The following is a 16,534-nucleotide window of genomic DNA, read 5'->3' on the forward strand; positions in this document are numbered from 1 at the left end:
TCAGAATTAAAATGACAAAACCATTAATATTAGTAACCAACGACGACGGCATAACTTCCAAAGGCATAAAAGTATTAATAGAGGAAATGTCGAAAATAGGCGAAGTGTACGTAATGGCTCCTGATAGCCCTAATTCGGGTATGGGTCATGCCATAACTGTGGATTCAACTATACATATTAAAAAATCGCCTATTTTTGGAGAGGTAGAGTCTTTTGAATGTTCTGGCACACCAGCCGACTGTGTTAAATTAGCCAAACATGAGTTTCTGAAAGGTCGAAAGATAGACCTATTGGTAAGTGGAATTAATCACGGTCTGAACTCTTCTATATCGGTCATTTATTCAGGAACAATGTCAGCTGCCATCGAAGGTGCTATTGAAGGTATTCCTGCCATTGGTTTTTCCTTGGACGACTTCCACTATGATGCTGATTTTGAACATACAAGACCATACCTTGGGCAAATTGCTAACTTTGTTTTGAAAAATGGCCTAACTAAAGGAACAGCACTAAACGTCAATTTCCCGAACCAGAAAAAAGGTGAAATAAAAGGCATAAAAGTCTGTCGTCAAACCAACGGTTATTGGCAGGAGGAATTTGACTCTAGAAAAGACCCACATGGTAGGCCATATTACTGGATGGGAGGTTATTTTGTAAACCGAGAGCCTGAGGCATTAGATACCGATTTATGGGCTTTGGAGAACAATTACATCTCTATTGTACCTTGTCAATATGATTTAACGAACTATGCTGCCTTAGATTCATTGACGAAAGGAGGAATAGAATCCTGACTAAATACCTTTCAGTCGAGCTACTTTTAGTAAACCTGCAATCGAAATAGAATCGGTAATTTGGTTGTTCATTACCAATTCAACCGCTTCTTTTAACGTTACTTTCTTGATTTTCAAGTCTTCTGTCTCTTCAGGTGATGCCTCGTCCTGTGTTAAGTTTTCGGCAAGAAAAATAAAACCCACCTCGTTGCAAACGGAGTTAGAGGTATGAATTCTTGAAATCATCGTCCAATTCTTAGCCAATAAGCCTGTTTCTTCAAGCAGCTCACGTTTAGCAGCGGCTAAAACGTCCTCACCTAACGGACATCCTCCTTCAGGAATTTCCCAAGAATATTCTTCCAAAGGAAAACGAAACTGTCCTACCAAATAAGTATTGCCCTCAGCATCAACAGGAACAACACCCACTGCAATGTTCTTGAAATTTACTTGTCCATAAATTCCCTCACCTCCAGAAGGATTTAAAACCTCGTGGTGCTGAACTTCAATCCAAGGATTAGAATACTGGATAGTGGTGGAAAGTTTCTTCCAAGTATTTTTATGTTTTTCCATTCTTTAGGAAATAAAAAACGAGGAATTGGGGCTCAATTCCTCGTTTAGGTTTTAATTCTCAACAGTACACTTCACAAACTCTTCTTGACCTGCAACAGTAATGTCAGACCCAAAAAGTGAAATTTCGACACTTTTCTCAGAAAGATTTTTGATGATTACGCCTTCTTTTCCAATGCCAATTTCAAGAAGATTATCTTTCAAACCAATTCTAAATGTCAATGATTGCCAATTATCAGGTAAAATTGGGTTTAAATGAAGTTTGGTATTTTTCACCCTCATGCCACCAAAACCTTTTACTACAGACATCCAAGTGCCTGCCATAGAGGTGATATGAAGCCCGTCTTCGGTATCATTGTTGTAATCGTCTAGGTCCAATCTTGCCGTGCGAACATACATTTCGTAAGCTTTTTCGATTTTATCCAATTTACAGGCCAAAATAGTATGCACACAAGGTGATAGAGATGATTCATGAACAGTCATTGGTTCGTAAAAGTCAAAATTTCTTCTTTGCGTATCCATATCGAAGTCGTCTTCGAAGAAATATAGCCCTTGTAAAACATCGGCTTGTTTGATGAAACAAGAACGCAGAATTCTATCCCAAGACCAATTTTGGTTAATTGGTCTATGTTGCACGATGTCGTCAACACTTAAGAGTTCTTTGTCTAAGAAACCATCTTGTTGTAGAAAAACCTGCCTCTCCTGGTCATAAGGAAAATGCATTTTCTCTATTATATCCTTCCACCTATCCGTTTCTTCTTTTTCCTGAAAATGCAATTCAGACTTAACTTTTACATAGTCTTCAGCATTTTCTTTTACCTTCTCAATGGCCTCCAGCGTGTATTTTAGAGTCCAAACGGCTATATAATTGGTATACCAGTTATTGTTTACGTTATTTTCATACTCATTGGGCCCGGTGACGCCCAACATTACAAATTTGTCCAAGTTTTGCGACCAAGTGATTCGTTGCGACCAAAATCTTGATATAGAAATCAGAACCTCTAAGCCGAACTCATTGAGATACGACTCATCACCAGTATAATTGATGTAATCGTGAATGGCATAGGCAATGGCACCATTTCTGTGAATTTCTTCAAATGTAATCTCCCATTCATTGTGACACTCTTCCCCATTCATGGTTACCATCGGGTATAAGGCAGCTCCTTTGGAAAAACCCAATTTTTGACCATTCAAAATGGCTTTTTGCAAGTGATTGTGTCTGTACACCAACAGATTACGGGCGACAGAATGGTCTGCTGCAGACAAATAGAAAGGTATACAATAAGCCTCTGTATCCCAGTAAGTTACACCACCGTATTTTTCACCAGTAAAACCTTTAGGACCTATATTTAGACGGGCGTCTTGACCAGTATAGGTTTGTAAAAGATGAAAAATATTGAATCTTATACCCTGCTGGGCCGACTCGTCTCCTTCAATTTTGATATCACAATTCTCCCATTTTGCTTTCCAAGCTGCACGTTGAAGTGTTTGCATTTTGAGACCAACAACAGCATCCAAAGATTTGGTACATTCTGATACCAAATAATCTGGGAAGAAATTGTTAGAGTTGTGAAGTGCAACTTTTTTCAAAACTCTGACAGATTGCATGGCTTTTGCTTCAATTTCGAAGGTCAAACCCACATATTTTTCGCTTTGAACAGGTTCAAACGAAATTTCTTGTTTCTGGCCAGCCAAACAAATCTCTAGGTCCATTCCCGTGGCAACATCGAACTGTTCAACACCAAACTTATTTCCTTTGGTCTTAACATGCAAAAATGCCCTATTGGATGCGGAACTTTTTGAGATTTCATCCCAAAAATATTCATTGTAGTTGGAATCTCTATTTTGTACGTTACCGTCTAGATAAGGAGTTATTTTAATTTTTCCATCAAAATTTACTGGAATAATTTCATACTCGATGTGGCCAATTTCGTCATGCGTAATACTGCAAAATCTAATGCTTTCTATACGAATTTCTTTACCATTTTGAAGACGAACTTTACAAAAACGCATTAAATGGCCATGCTGCATATGTAATTCACGGTAAAACTCTAGAATTTCACACTTGGCTAAATCAACCATTTCACCATCAATTTCAACATCAATACCTATCCAATTGATGGAATTAATTACCTTGGCAAAATAATTGGGATAGCCGTTTTTCCACCAGCCAACACGAGTTTTATCAGGAAACCATACCCCAGCCACATAGTTCCCTTGTAGTGTTTTACCAGAATATCTTTCTTCAAAATTGCCCCTTTGGCCCATTTTACCATTACCGAGACTCATCAAACTCTCTGTAATCTCATTAAATTCCGCATGAAATCCGCTCTCAACTACCCTCCACTCATCATGCTTGATGTAATTTTTCATTTCTGTTTATGTTCGTTTTTAAAGTATTTTCGTAATTATTTCGCTTGGACTCATTTCATTCAGTCCTTTCGTGATTAAATCAGCATTGTGCAAGACCTCTTCACTTCCAATGCCAACAGCCAACATATTCGCTGCTTTGGCGGCTTGAACTCCCGCATAAGCATCTTCAAAGACTACGCAAGCATCATTTTCTACTCCCAATGCTTCCGCACCTTTGAGAAACACCTCAGGATCTGGTTTACTTCTTGACACATGATTCCCGTCAATAATCGCATCAAAAAGAACAAGAATTCCGGTTTTTTCTAATATTAAACTTGCATTTTTGGAAGCTGAACCCAAGGCAATCTTTATTCCTATAGACCTTGATTCTTTTAGAAATGTTTCAACACCGGGTAATATATCATTGACAGTCATTTGATTAACCAATTCGAGATACCAATCGTTTTTGATTTTGGCATATTTCTCTTTTTCTTCCTGGCTCAGACTAACTCCGCCGTGTTTTAAAATGGCATCAAGCGAATCCATCCTACTTATACCTTTGAGGGTTTCGTTGAATTCTTCATCAATATCAAATCCAAGTTGGTTAGCTAATCTTTTCCAAGCTTTGTAATGAAATACAGCTGTGTCTACAAGTACACCATCCAAATCAAACAAAAAAGCCTTAATCATTATTTCTTACTTTGGTTTATTTCTAGAATCATTACCCCTTTTGCGGGTATTTTTAAATTTGATATGTCTGCAATATTGACATCATCAATAATATTTTTCGCAGACTTTGATCCTTTCAAAATCTCTTCAAATCTACTGGTATCAATATTTTTTTCGGATTTTGATGTATTGGAAACCACCATTATGATTTGTTTCTCAGTATGTCTAAAATACACATAGACAGCATCTTGAGGCACAAACTGCATAAATTTACCGTTGGCAATGGCGTCGGAACTTTTTCTAAAATTCGCTAATTTCTTTACGAACTCGAAAGCTTCATTCTCCTTCTCATTTCTGCCTGATTTTTCAAACTTATTAACTTCGTCCTCTTTCCATCCACCCGGAAAATCTCTACGTACCTCAGCATCTGAAGGATTTTTAAAGTTCTTCATCAGAATTTCTGTTCCGTAATAAAAATGCGGAATACCTCTTAATGTCATCAACCACGCAATTCCCATTTTGTATTTTTCAAAATCCTCACCAATCACCGAGAAAAACCTATGGTGGTCATGATTTTCAAGAAAGTTAACATTTTTGCTTGGATCTGCATAGGCCAAATCTTGAGCCAATACTGAATATAACCTGCTCACACCATCATTCCATCCAAAATCATGATTTAATGCTTCAAAAATGGCCTCTTCCACCACAAAATCTAAAGCCCCTGGCAAATTACTTTTGAAAGGAATCGCCAAATTATTCTTGGTAAAATATGCTTGGCTGATAACTGTATTGACCGCCGATTCCCCAAAAATATGTATTTTAGGATATTCGGTAAGCAAAGCCTGATTACATTTATTCATAAAGTACAAATCATTATAGATATAGGTATCTATTCGCCAAGCGTCAAGGTCAAAAGTTTCGACCGACCAAAGAGCATGTTGTATCAGAAAATTGGCAACGAATGGATTGTTTTGATTCAAATCTGGCAAAAATGAAGTAAACCAGCCATTTCTAACTTCTTTGGTATCCTTGGCCGAGGCATGGATATCAAATAACGGTTGATCTTTATAGGTGGTATTGGTGTATTTATCCCATTGGTTGAGCCAATCCTTAGAAGGCATATCTTTTAAAAACCAATGATTTATGCCAACATGGTTATAAACAGCATCTTGCACCAATTTTATACCCTTTTTGTGAGCTTCATTGGAGAGTTTCTTGTATGCCTCGTTCCCTCCCAATCTTTTATCCACATTATAATGTTCAGTAAAACCGTAGCCGTGATATGCACTTCTCATGGCACCACCTTCGTCGGTAAGATATTGATTATTTTCAATCACAGGTGTCATCCAAATTGCCGTTACACCGAGTTCTTTTAAATAGTCCAGATGTTGTGTAACCCCTTGTAAATCACCTCCATGACGAAAAAACGGATTTTTTCTATCATGATTAGGATCTGCCATGTCAGCAAATTTATCGTTAGAATAATCTCCATTGGCGAATCGATCAGGCATCAATAAATAGATAAAATCGGCCTGAGAAAGTCCTCGTGGTTGGGCTGATTTGGCTTTAAGTTCATACGAAAAACTGGTTCCGTTGCAACTAAACTGAAGGTTGCCGGCCTTGGTGTTTTTGGCAATTTCCAAATCCACAAACAAATAATTGGGATTTTCAACCGTATGTACTTTTTTAAGTTTTACTCCTGCGTGAGGCTTAAGAGAAAGTTTGTTAGATTGAAGATTTTTCCCATAAATCAATATCTGTAAGTTAGGATTTTTCATTCCTACAAACCAATTGGTGGGATTTACCTTTGTTATTTCGGCCTTTTGTGCCTGTACTGTAAAAACACAGCAAAGTAGTATTATTCCAAGATAATACAAATTGGTTAAACATTTCTTCATCAGGTTAATAGTATTTTTTTTACAAAATAAAGCATTATGAGGCTTTATTCATAAAAAAAACATATTTACCTTTGAAATTATACTTTAACCTAAAATGAAGTTTTTATCTTCAATTCTCATTGTTTTAATGCCTATTATGAGTATTGCCCAAAATCAAACTAAAAATTCGGATAAAATAGCCGTATATCAGATTTTCACCAGGTTATTTGCTAACCAAAACACCACCAATAAATTTAACGGAACCCTTGAAGAAAACGGAACGACCAAGTTTAAAGACATAAATACTAATGCTTTAAAGTCTATTAAGGAGCTGGGCATCAGTCATGTTTGGTACACAGGCATTATTGAACATGCCACCATGACTGATTTTAGTAAATATGGTATCAAAAAAGATCATCCTCAAGTAGTGAAAGGTATTGCAGGATCTCCCTATGCCATTAAAGATTATTACGATGTAAATCCATATTTGGCTGAAAATGTGGAGAATAGAATGACTGAATTTGAAGATTTGGTAAAAAGAACGCATGAATACGAATTAAAAGTCATCATCGATTTTGTACCGAATCATGTTTCAAGAGAGTATCATTCTGACGTAAAACCAAAAGGAATTGCAGATTTTGGAGAAAAAGATGACAAAACCAAGACTTTCGATGCACAAAACAACTTTTATTATCTTCCAAATCAAGCATTTGAAATTCCTGTAGGTATAAATCCTCCAGTTGCGTTTAAAGAAAAATATACCGAATATCCTGCGAAAGCCACCGGAAATGATGTTTTTTCTGCCAAACCAAGCATCAATGACTGGTTTGAGACTTTAAAACTCAACTACGGTATGGATTATCTAAATGGTAAAGCAACCTATTTCAATCCTATACCTGATACTTGGCTCAAAATGAAGGATATCCTTGTTTACTGGACTAAAAAAGGTGTTGACGGATTCCGTTGTGACATGGCGGAAATGGTACCAGTGGAGTTTTGGGGCTGGGTAATTCCTGAAATAAAAGCGGTAAACCCAAATGTAATTTTCATTGCTGAGATTTATAATCCGAATGAATACGGCAGCTATCTTTTCAAAGGCAAATTTGACTATTTGTATGATAAAGTAGGTCTTTATGATGCTCTTAGAAGACTGATTGAAGGTCAAGGAAACGCCAATGACATAACGGCTGTTTGGCAAAAAGAATCAGGGAATTTTTCTAACAGAATGTTGAGATTCCTCGAAAACCACGACGAACAGCGAATAGCCTCTGAGGAATTTGGCAAAAATCCGGAGTCTGCCCTTGCTGCCATGATGCTATCTGCTACCTTGCATACAGGGCCGATAATGGTTTATTTCGGACAAGAACTTGGTGTAAAACCGGCTCAAGCGGAAGGTTTCCAAGGCAATGATGGTCGCACCACAATTTTTGATTTTTGGGGAGTGACCGAACTTCAAGACTGGATAAATAAAGGCAAATTTGACACCAAAAAACTAAGTAAAGAGCAAAAAGCACTTCGAGATTTTTATCAAAAAACATTAATTTTTTCACAAGATAACCCTGCCGTTTCTGATGGAGAATTTCACGACTTACAATACCTGAATTTTCATTCAGAAGGATATGATTCCTCGAAGGTTTATTCATATTTGAGGTTTACGAAAGGTCAATTACTACTTTTTGTATATAACTTCGATCTAAATAACGAAAAAAACATCCAAGTTTCTCTCCCTAGAAATGTTTTGGAAAATCAATGTGGGAGTGTAAATGAAGTAAAACTAAAGCAAGTTTTCGAAGGGAAGGAAAAGCAAAAAATTGCTCTGGATAGGTCCCAAACAGATTTCATAAATCTCAAACCCAATTCATTTAAGATTTTCGAGATCACAAAACCTTAGATTAAACATTAACCTTAACCTTAAATATAAAAATGGCTTCTTCAGGATCAATTTCAAAAAACACAAGTTCGAAAAAACCGAATTTGTCAACGGCCGCTATCTGGAACATGAGTCTCGGATTTCTGGGCATTCAAATGGGCTTTGCTCTTCAAAACGGAAACGCCAGTAGAATTCTATTGAACTTTGGAGCTGATGTACATCAATTATCTTGGTTTTGGATAGTTGCTCCTTTAACAGGCATGATTGTCCAGCCAATCATAGGTAAAATGAGCGACAATACTTGGACTAGTTTGGGCAGACGAAGACCCTTCTTTCTGGTTGGAGCTATTTTAGCGGCTTTAGGCTTATTCCTGATGCCCAATGCGGGAAATTTTACCAAATATTTACCAGCTCTTTGGGTAGGTGCGGGCTTTTTGATGATTATGGATGCTTCGTTTAATGTGGCTATGGAGCCTTTCAGGGCTTTGGTGGCAGATAAACTCAATTCCGCCCAAAGAACTAAAGGTTATGCTATACAAACTGCCCTGATTGGAATAGGTGCAGTAGTGGGTTCATGGTTACCTTATATTTTAACCAATTGGCTCGGTTTTGATACTCCAACAGCTGAAGGTAAAGTACCTTCAAATGTAATCTGGTCATTCATCATTGGTGGACTTGTTCTATTGGGAACCATCATTTGGACCATTAGCACCACTCCGGAATATTCTCCAGAGCAACTTAAAAGTTTCGATGAAGCGGAAGAGGTTAATGAATCTTCTAACATTTTATCAGATATTTTGGCCATGCCCAAGACTATGCTGCAGCTCGGTGTGGTTCAGTTTTTCTCTTGGTTTGGCTTGTTTAGTATGTGGGTTTATACCACCTCTGCGGTGGCTCAGCATATTTATGGTCTACCAGAATCTGATCATTCCTCGGTGATGTTTAACAAGGCTGGCGACTGGGTGGGCATTATTTTCGGTGTTTATAATGCTGTGAGTGCCGTATTTGCCTTTATTCTGCCCAGTATTGCAAAAAAATATGGACGAAAAAAAACACATGCATTTTCACTAATTGCTGGAGCCGTTGGATTGATTTCGATCTATTTTGCTCCAAATGAAAACTTCCTGTTGCTATCAATGGTTGGAGTTGGAATAGCGTGGGGAAGTATTTTAGCGATGCCTTATGCGATTTTGGGAGGTGCCCTTCCTTCACACAAAATTGGTGTTTACATGGGTATTTTCAACCTATTCATAACCATACCACAGATTTTAAATGCCATTGTAGGAGGTTTATTGGTGAAATACCTTTTCGGAGGTCAAGCCATATTTGCATTAATTCTAGGTGGAATCTGTTTCTTAATTGCAGCAATAAGTGTTAATTTTGTGGAAGATAAAGACGAGATTGTTACTACAGCTTCATGACCAAATCACAGAAATACCTCATTGGATTATTATTTTCGGTTCTTTTATTTGCCATCATTGTTTTTCGCGGCGAACTATTGAGTTTTCCTAATCGCCCTAGAGTCAATGCATTCATGCAGGATTTTTTTTCTGTTTGGGGTATTTCTTTGTCTATTCTATTATTTGGATATTTTCTGGCCAAAGCATTCAAAACCAAATGGTGGCTTTTTATTGCCCTCTTTTTGTTTTGGGAAATTACGTATCTAGTAATCTTTAATTTGGGCCCAAATTTCCTACCTGAAAGTGTGAAAGGCAAAGGTTTTTTTGGACATTTTAAGCGTGTTTCTTTGGCCAACAGACCATTAATTCAATTTGAAGCAGATTGTGCGAGATTTGACTCCACCCTATTTTATACCTTAAAACCAGGTAATTCGAGCTTTGCGAGTTATGAGTTTAATAATCGTTATGAGGTCAATTCTGCCGGATTTAGAGACTCTGAGTCAGATTTAAACCATCCAGAGGTTCTGTTTTTGGGAGACTCATTTACGATGGGCTGGGGAATCGACCAGGACAAAACTTTCGCTCAAGTATTTGAAAAGCAGTCAAAATTAAAAACACTGAATTCTGGAATTTCTTCTTACGGAACAGCAAGAGAGTATTTTAATTTCAAAAAAGTAAGTCCTGATTCTCTCAAGCTTATTGTAATTCAATTTCACGATACCGACTTGGAGGAAAATAATTACTGGATTAAAAACAAAAAACTTGGTGACAAAACTGTCGCGGATTTTGAATCTCAGGTAAAAAACAATAACAAGGTCAAAAAATATTATCTTTTCAAACACGTAAAAGCTGCTTTGATTGACTTTATAACTCCGAGTCCTAAGTTAGATCCAAATGCAAAAGGCGATGATCTAGGGGCGGAATTTAAAAAATTCCCAAGCTATTCAAAAGACTTCTTCGGGATTGTAAATCAAATCAGAGAAAAATACACTGGCCCTATCATTTTTACTTATTCCGGAAGCTTTTATACTGAACCCAAAGTAGTTCAAGCATTTGAGAAATATGCTATGGATAACAAAGTCGAAAACATTTACTTTGTCAACATGGGCGGAAAACTTAAAACTGAGGATTATTATTTTCTAGACGACCACATCAATACCAAGGGGCATGAAAAAATTGCCACTGAACTTTTAAAGAAATGGAATGCTATTCGGCAATAACTGTCTCTTTGAGCATTTTACGCAGTTCAAAATAAAATAATCCGACTACTGGCAAATATTCTAGAAAAAGAAAAAGTGGTTTTTCAGAAAATTGATTGGTAGTATAAGCCGAATAACTCAATATTATGAGGTAAGACCAAACCCAAATGGATTTTACATTCAGAAAAACACCAAAAAATATCATAGAAGTTAGATACCACGGATGGATGGTGGTGGATACAAGAAAATAGACCATCAAAGCCATAAATTGATTTTGAAGAAAATCTTTCTTCTTCAACGCCATGCAGAAGATAGTCACAATTATTATAACTGGCGTTACTTTTCCAATTACCCCAATTAGATTATACCCTGTTATCCAAAAGCCAATTTCTCTTAAAACATAATAAATACTAGCATTAAATTCAAAATTGGTAAACCATAAACCCACAGTTTTGGAATAATTGGCCACTAAATTTTTATCGAAAAATAGCAAAAATGCTCCTAAGCAAATTATCCCAATTAAAAAATAAAATATCAGAAGATTGCGTAAAGACATTTTTTTGATGAAAAAAGGCAGCAACATCAAAGGCACGAGTTTGGTCAAAATTGCCAATGCTATAAAAACGGCAGAAGCAAAATATTTAGACTTGTAGAAAAAGTAGAAGGCCAAACAAAGGAAAAACATCATTACACCTTCAAAGTGAAGATTACCAGTTAGCTCAATGATAATCAAAGGATTAAGAAAGTAAAGATAAATTTTATCCTTTTCTAAATTAAAAATATCAAGAATTTTTCGACCGAAAATGTAAATACCAATATCCGCCAGAATGATTACAAGTCTGAAAACCAATGCATTGCCTAGAATATCCCGTGGTGAAGCAAAGGCACCAATGGCAAAAATCAGTTGATTAAAAGGCGGATAATTACTGTGGTTATGAGCACTCAAATCACCCATTTTACCAATCAAAAAATCGCCTTCAAAAACGCTATTAACAATATCTACTGGTAAAAATGAGTAGGGATTTAATCCGTTTATTATCAATCTTCCATCCCAAATAAACCGATAAAAATCCTGTGAGAGATTCGGTATTTGACATACAAGTACTAATCGAAAAACAAGTCCCAGAAGAAATTTGTATTTGAAATCTGAAAAAATTATGAAGAAATAACCCAAGAAAAAACCAGAATAAAGACCTAAAAGAATTCCAAAATCAGATCTCTGAAGAAGATATCCAAAATAGTAATAAAGTAAACACGAAAGTGAGGCGATGGCAACAATCCAAGGAGTCGATATCTTCGGTTTGTTATTCATCAAATGACTTGATTACAACTATGAAATAACCCAAAACCAAAAGAAAGTGAAAAGGTAAATAGCTGTAAAGTTGATTTTTGAACCCCAAGTAAATTCCAAACGAGAAATAAAAAACGAGAAAAATCTCAATTAATAAACTAAAAGTCAACTTTTTACCAAGGTATTGATTATTTTTCCAAGAATCGGTCGGCTTTAAAATATTAAACTTAGGGGTTCGGATAAAGTCAGATTTAATCCCAAAATATCCCTCCAGAACGGCCATGGAATTGTGAAACGTTAGACCTAAAATGACAGGAAAGAATATCAGAAATTGAAATAAAAACCGAGGAAAATCTTTAAGTTTTTTGCTCTGAACTTTTCTAAAAGTAGCATAAAACACAAAAAATAATATCAACACCGTATACTTCAATCCAGTACCGAAAATAAGGAAAGCATCAAATTTGGTAGCGGGTATAACCACCAACGGAACGCTCAAGATGGACATCAAAAATACCCAAACAAACACTGAACTATTTAAAAGATGTGCGAAAGCCTGAATTTTAGTAATTAGGCCAATTGTTTTACTTTTTATGACCTCAAAACCATATTTGCGAAAGTTTTCGGCTCCACCTTTGTTCCATCTAAACTGCTGAGAGCGTATCGCAGACATCACCACGGGCAATTCAGAAGGAGTAGCCAAATCCTCTAAATAAACGAATTCCCAGTCTTTCATTTGGGCTCTGTAGCTAAGGTCCAAATCCTCCGTCAAAGTGTCTCCTTGCCAATTTCCGGCGTCTAGAATACAAGTTTTACGCCAAATGCCCGCTGTGCCATTGAAGTTTATAAAGTGATGACTTTGATTTCTGCCCACTTGTTCAATGGTGAAATGGTGATCAAGTGCCATTCCCAAAACTTTGGTCAAAATTCCATAGTTTCTGTTAATGTGTTTCCATCGGGTTTGAACCACACCCACCTCTGGATTCGTAAAATAGTGTATGGTTTTGATGAGCCAATCTGGCTCAGGTAAAAAATCTGCATCAAATATGGCTATAAACTCACCTTTGGCAGTCTTCAATCCATTTTTTAGTGCACCAGCCTTGAAATTTGAGCGGTCCGTTCTATGAATCAGTTCGATATCCAAACCCTTTTGCTGAAGGGCGGAGACCAATTTTTGTGAAATTTCGAGACTTTCATCTGTGGAATCATCCAAAACCTGAATTTGAAGATTTGGATAGGTAATTTTCGAAATATTGTCCAAAAGCCGCTCAACCACATATTTTTCATTGAAAATAGGTAGCTGAATGGTCACAAAAGGAAGATGCTCAAAAGTTGCTAGAGGTTTAGGATCACTTTTTTTTAGGTAATTTACAAAAAGAAAAAACTGCGATATGCTGTAGGTCAGAACCAGCAAAGCGGCGATTCCATATACAATCACAGTTATAATTGACAAAAAAATCACTTAAAGCTATATTTAAAAATCCAACCCAAAATCTTTACCCCTGCCATTATGGTGCCTTTTATGGTACCAGAAACTTTGCTCACTCCAATTCTCTTTCTATATCTCACAGGTACTTCTACATACGAAAGATTTTGCTTAAGGGCTTTTAATTGCATTTCTACTGTCCATCCATAGGTTTTGTCTTCCATTTTTAAATCGAGCAACTTCTGATACTTTATGGCCCTAAAAGGTCCCAAATCTGTAAATTTTGCGTCAAAGAATACTTTCATCAAAAAAGTAGCCAACCAATTGCCAAAAACCTGCTGTGGGGTCATAGAATTGGGTAAACGCAAATGTGCCACCCTTGCTCCTATTACCATATCAATCTTATCTGCTATTATTGGCTTAATTAATAGCAAAAGTTCTTCGGGGTAATCTGAATAATCTCCATCTAAAAAAACAACGATATCGGTATCTGGAGCATTCTTGGCGATGTGATCCATTCCCAACAAACAAGCATAGCCATAACCTTTCTGATTTTCTTTAAGCACGGTAGCCCCAGCATTTTTCGCCACCATTTCGGTATTATCCGATGAATTATTACTCACCACGATAATTTCACTGACCATTTCTGGAATTTCGGCAATTACCTTTCCGATAGATTCTTGCTCGTTGTAGGCCGGAATGATTACTCTTATTTTGGGGGTCATATTTTATGATTCTAATACAAATTTACCCTTGAAAAAGGGTATTTTCAAACTTTAAGGAGAATGAATGAAAATTGAATTATTAATATTTTTTAAAAATGTAGAATTTTCAAAAGTCAATCCGTAATTTAGCCAAAAATCAACCTTGAATGGAAAGAAGAAATGTAATAAAGTCCTTGGGAATTGGGCTTTTAGGGCTCGGTAACCTACCAAGTTGGGCAAATAACTGGAATTCTGGCAGTTTTGAACATTTTGAATTTGAGAATTCAGAAATGTTTGCCAAAATAGTAGATTGTATTATTCCAGAGACAAATACTCCAGGAGCTAAGTCGGTAGGAGCTCATAAATATCTTGAAAAGGTCATAAAAGACTGTTATTCCGAACAAATTCAAAGCGAAGTGAAACAAACTTTGAAAAATCTAGAGAAAGAAGCGATGGTCAAACACCAAAAGTCTTTTGAAAAACTGGATAACCTTCAGGCTTTGGAAATCTTGAAAAATAATACTGCCAACAAAAAAACAGTAGATTTTTTTAAAAACCTGACCATCAGGTCCTATACAAGCTCCGAGTATTATTTAACCAATCATAAAAACTATCAAATGGCCCCGGCATATTTCCATGGCTGTGTAGCGATTTAATCAGAATTATGGCAAATTTTAATATAGATTCTAAAAAGAAAAGAACTTTTGACGCCATAGCGATTGGCTCAGGAATAAGTGGCGGATGGGCCGCTAAAGAACTCAGCGAGAAGGGCTTAAAAACCCTGGTTTTAGAACGGGGCAAAGAAGTCAACCACGGCGATTACCCCACCACCATGATGCAACCTTGGGAATTTGAACACCTCGGTCAAATCACCAAAGAAATGAAAGATGCCAATCCCATTGCCACCAAATGCTATGCGTTTGGGGAGGATTCTAGTCATTTTTTTGTAAAAGACGCCGAGCACCCTTACATTCAAGAAAAACCATTCGACTGGATAAGAGGCTATCAATCAGGGGGTAAATCACTACTTTGGGCGAGAGGAACACAACGCTGGAGCAAATACGATTTTGAGGGACCAGCCCGTGATGGGTTCGATGTGCATTGGCCTATTGGCTATGAAGATTTGGCTCCTTGGTACAGTCATGTAGAGATTTTTGCAGGTATTTCTGGAAATAAAGACGGATTGGAATCATTGCCTGATGGAGAATTTCTAAAACCACATGAACAGACTTGCGTAGAGAAGCACTTTACCGACCAAATGCGTAAACATTATAACGGAGCAAGACCAGTTATCATCGGTAGATGTGCACATTTGACTGACCCACAACCTATTCATTACCAACAAGGTAGAGCCAAGTGTCAGCAAAGAGACTTATGCCAAAGAGGTTGTCCTTATGGCGGATATTTCAGTAGCAATGCCTCAACACTACCATGGGCCAAAATGACCGGAAACATGACCATGAGGAATAATTCAGTTGTGCATTCTATCATTTATGATGAGAAAAAACAAAAGGCAATTGGGGTAAAAGTAATAGATGCCATCACCAAACAAGAAATAGAATATTTTGCTAGAATTATTTTTGTAAATGGTTCAACGGTAAATACGAATATTATTCTTTTAAATTCTAAATCGAGCAGATTCCCTAATGGTTTGGGCAATGACAATGGTTTAATGGGCAAATACATTCATTTCCATAATTTCGAAACTACAATTTCAGGAGAATATGAAGGCTTTTTGGATAAAAAAACAGATGGAATTCGTCCTAATGGAAGCTATATTCCACGTTTTAGAAATGTTAAAAAGCAAGAAACAGATTTCCTAAGGGGCTATGCTTCAGGCTTTAGTGCTAGCAGAATGGAGGTAACCAACAGAGAAGGCTGGGGTGAGGAACTGAAGAAGAACCTGTTCGAGAAAAAATATGGCAATTGGCGTGTGGGCTCACATTTTATGGGCGAAACCATTCCGAAAATAAGTAATTACGTTAAACTGGACGAAACCCTAAAAGACCAATGGGGCGTTCCACAAGTAAGGATTCACGTAGAAATGGATGGCAATGACGCCAAAATGGCCAAAGATTTCAGAGAACAATTGACAGAAATGTACACTTTGGCTGGTTTTACAAATATCAAAACACATTCGAGAAATGGGTGGAATCCTGGATTGGATATTCATGAAATGGGTGGCGTAATAATGGGTAATGACCCCAAAAACTCTCAGTTGAACGAATGGAATCAATTGCACCACTGTAAAAACGTATTTGTAACAGACGGTGCTTGTATGACCAGCAATTCAACCCAAAATCCTTCTCTAACTTATATGGCATTGACTGCCAGAGCGGCAAATCATGCTGTGGAGGAGTTTAAGAAGGGGAATTTGTAGGAACTATTTGTTGTTTATTCAGAATTATTGATTTG

At 36.9% G+C, this 16,534-nt stretch carries 13 protein-coding genes; 6 read left to right on the plus strand and 7 right to left on the minus strand.

All coding sequences use genetic code 11. From position 1 onward, the window contains the following. Positions 1 to 11: 11 nt before the first annotated feature. A complete protein-coding gene (gene surE, locus EGI31_RS16450; protein ID WP_255038245.1) occupies positions 12 to 788 on the plus strand; it encodes a 5'/3'-nucleotidase SurE in 777 nt (258 codons plus the stop codon). Here surE and EGI31_RS16455 read toward each other — a convergent pair whose 3' ends face one another. Genes EGI31_RS16455 through EGI31_RS16470 form a run of 4 tightly spaced genes read right to left on the minus strand, consistent with a single transcriptional unit; the run spans position 789 to position 6,253 of the window. Next, positions 789 to 1,337, minus strand: coding sequence for an NUDIX domain-containing protein (locus EGI31_RS16455; protein WP_255038246.1), 549 nt, complete (start codon positions 1,335 to 1,337; stop codon positions 789 to 791). A 51-nt stretch (positions 1,338 to 1,388) separates the two neighbouring features. After that, positions 1,389 to 3,707 (minus strand): family 65 glycosyl hydrolase domain-containing protein, encoded by a 2,319-nt coding sequence (locus EGI31_RS16460; RefSeq protein ID WP_255038247.1) that lies wholly within the window; start codon positions 3,705 to 3,707, stop codon positions 1,389 to 1,391. A gap of 18 nt (positions 3,708 to 3,725) precedes the next feature. Next, complete coding sequence (pgmB, locus tag EGI31_RS16465) at positions 3,726 to 4,376, minus strand: beta-phosphoglucomutase (protein WP_255038248.1); 651 nt, start codon at positions 4,374 to 4,376, stop codon at positions 3,726 to 3,728. Next, positions 4,376 to 6,253: a glycoside hydrolase family 13 protein gene (locus EGI31_RS16470; RefSeq protein ID WP_255038249.1), complete on the minus strand. Its 1,878-nt coding sequence runs from the start codon at positions 6,251 to 6,253 to the stop codon at positions 4,376 to 4,378. The genes pgmB and EGI31_RS16470 overlap by 1 nt, the downstream gene beginning before the upstream one ends. A gap of 94 nt (positions 6,254 to 6,347) precedes the next feature. Here EGI31_RS16470 and EGI31_RS16475 point away from each other — a divergent pair, with 94 nt between their 5' ends. From EGI31_RS16475 to EGI31_RS16485, 3 genes are read left to right on the plus strand one after another with little or no spacing between them, the layout of a single operon-like run. After that, positions 6,348 to 8,123: an alpha-amylase family protein gene (locus EGI31_RS16475; protein ID WP_374760700.1), complete on the plus strand. Its 1,776-nt coding sequence runs from the start codon at positions 6,348 to 6,350 to the stop codon at positions 8,121 to 8,123. Positions 8,124 to 8,155: 32 nt separating this feature from the next. Continuing rightward, on the plus strand, positions 8,156 to 9,523 hold the full coding sequence (locus EGI31_RS16480; RefSeq protein ID WP_255038250.1) for an MFS transporter: 1,368 nt from the start codon (positions 8,156 to 8,158) through the stop codon (positions 9,521 to 9,523). Beyond that, positions 9,520 to 10,722, plus strand: coding sequence for an SGNH/GDSL hydrolase family protein (locus EGI31_RS16485; protein WP_255038251.1), 1,203 nt, complete (start codon positions 9,520 to 9,522; stop codon positions 10,720 to 10,722). Before EGI31_RS16480 ends, EGI31_RS16485 begins: the two co-directional genes overlap by 4 nt. On the opposite strand, the gene EGI31_RS16490 is transcribed toward EGI31_RS16485, so the two are convergent. Genes EGI31_RS16490 through EGI31_RS16500 form a run of 3 tightly spaced genes read right to left on the minus strand, consistent with a single transcriptional unit; the run spans position 10,709 to position 14,140 of the window. Then, a complete protein-coding gene (locus EGI31_RS16490; protein ID WP_255038252.1) occupies positions 10,709 to 12,013 on the minus strand; it encodes an MptA/MptB family glycosyltransferase in 1,305 nt (434 codons plus the stop codon). The genes EGI31_RS16485 and EGI31_RS16490 overlap by 14 nt on opposite strands. Beyond that, a complete protein-coding gene (locus EGI31_RS16495) occupies positions 12,006 to 13,442 on the minus strand; it encodes a cellulose synthase family protein (RefSeq protein WP_255038253.1) in 1,437 nt (478 codons plus the stop codon). Before EGI31_RS16495 ends, EGI31_RS16490 begins: the two co-directional genes overlap by 8 nt. A gap of 5 nt (positions 13,443 to 13,447) precedes the next feature. Beyond that, entirely contained in the window at positions 13,448 to 14,140 is a 693-nt protein-coding gene (locus EGI31_RS16500; protein ID WP_255038254.1) for a glycosyltransferase family 2 protein, read from the minus strand. 146 nt (positions 14,141 to 14,286) lie between these two features. Here EGI31_RS16500 and EGI31_RS16505 point away from each other — a divergent pair, with 146 nt between their 5' ends. Further along, positions 14,287 to 14,775, plus strand: coding sequence for a gluconate 2-dehydrogenase subunit 3 family protein (locus EGI31_RS16505; RefSeq protein WP_255038255.1), 489 nt, complete (start codon positions 14,287 to 14,289; stop codon positions 14,773 to 14,775). A gap of 8 nt (positions 14,776 to 14,783) precedes the next feature. Next, positions 14,784 to 16,499, plus strand: coding sequence for a GMC oxidoreductase (locus EGI31_RS16510; protein WP_255038256.1), 1,716 nt, complete (start codon positions 14,784 to 14,786; stop codon positions 16,497 to 16,499). Positions 16,500 to 16,534: the final 35 nt, after the last annotated feature.

Source organism: Lacihabitans soyangensis, from assembly GCF_024343775.1.
Lineage (GTDB): Bacteria > Bacteroidota > Bacteroidia > Cytophagales > Spirosomataceae > Leadbetterella > Leadbetterella soyangensis.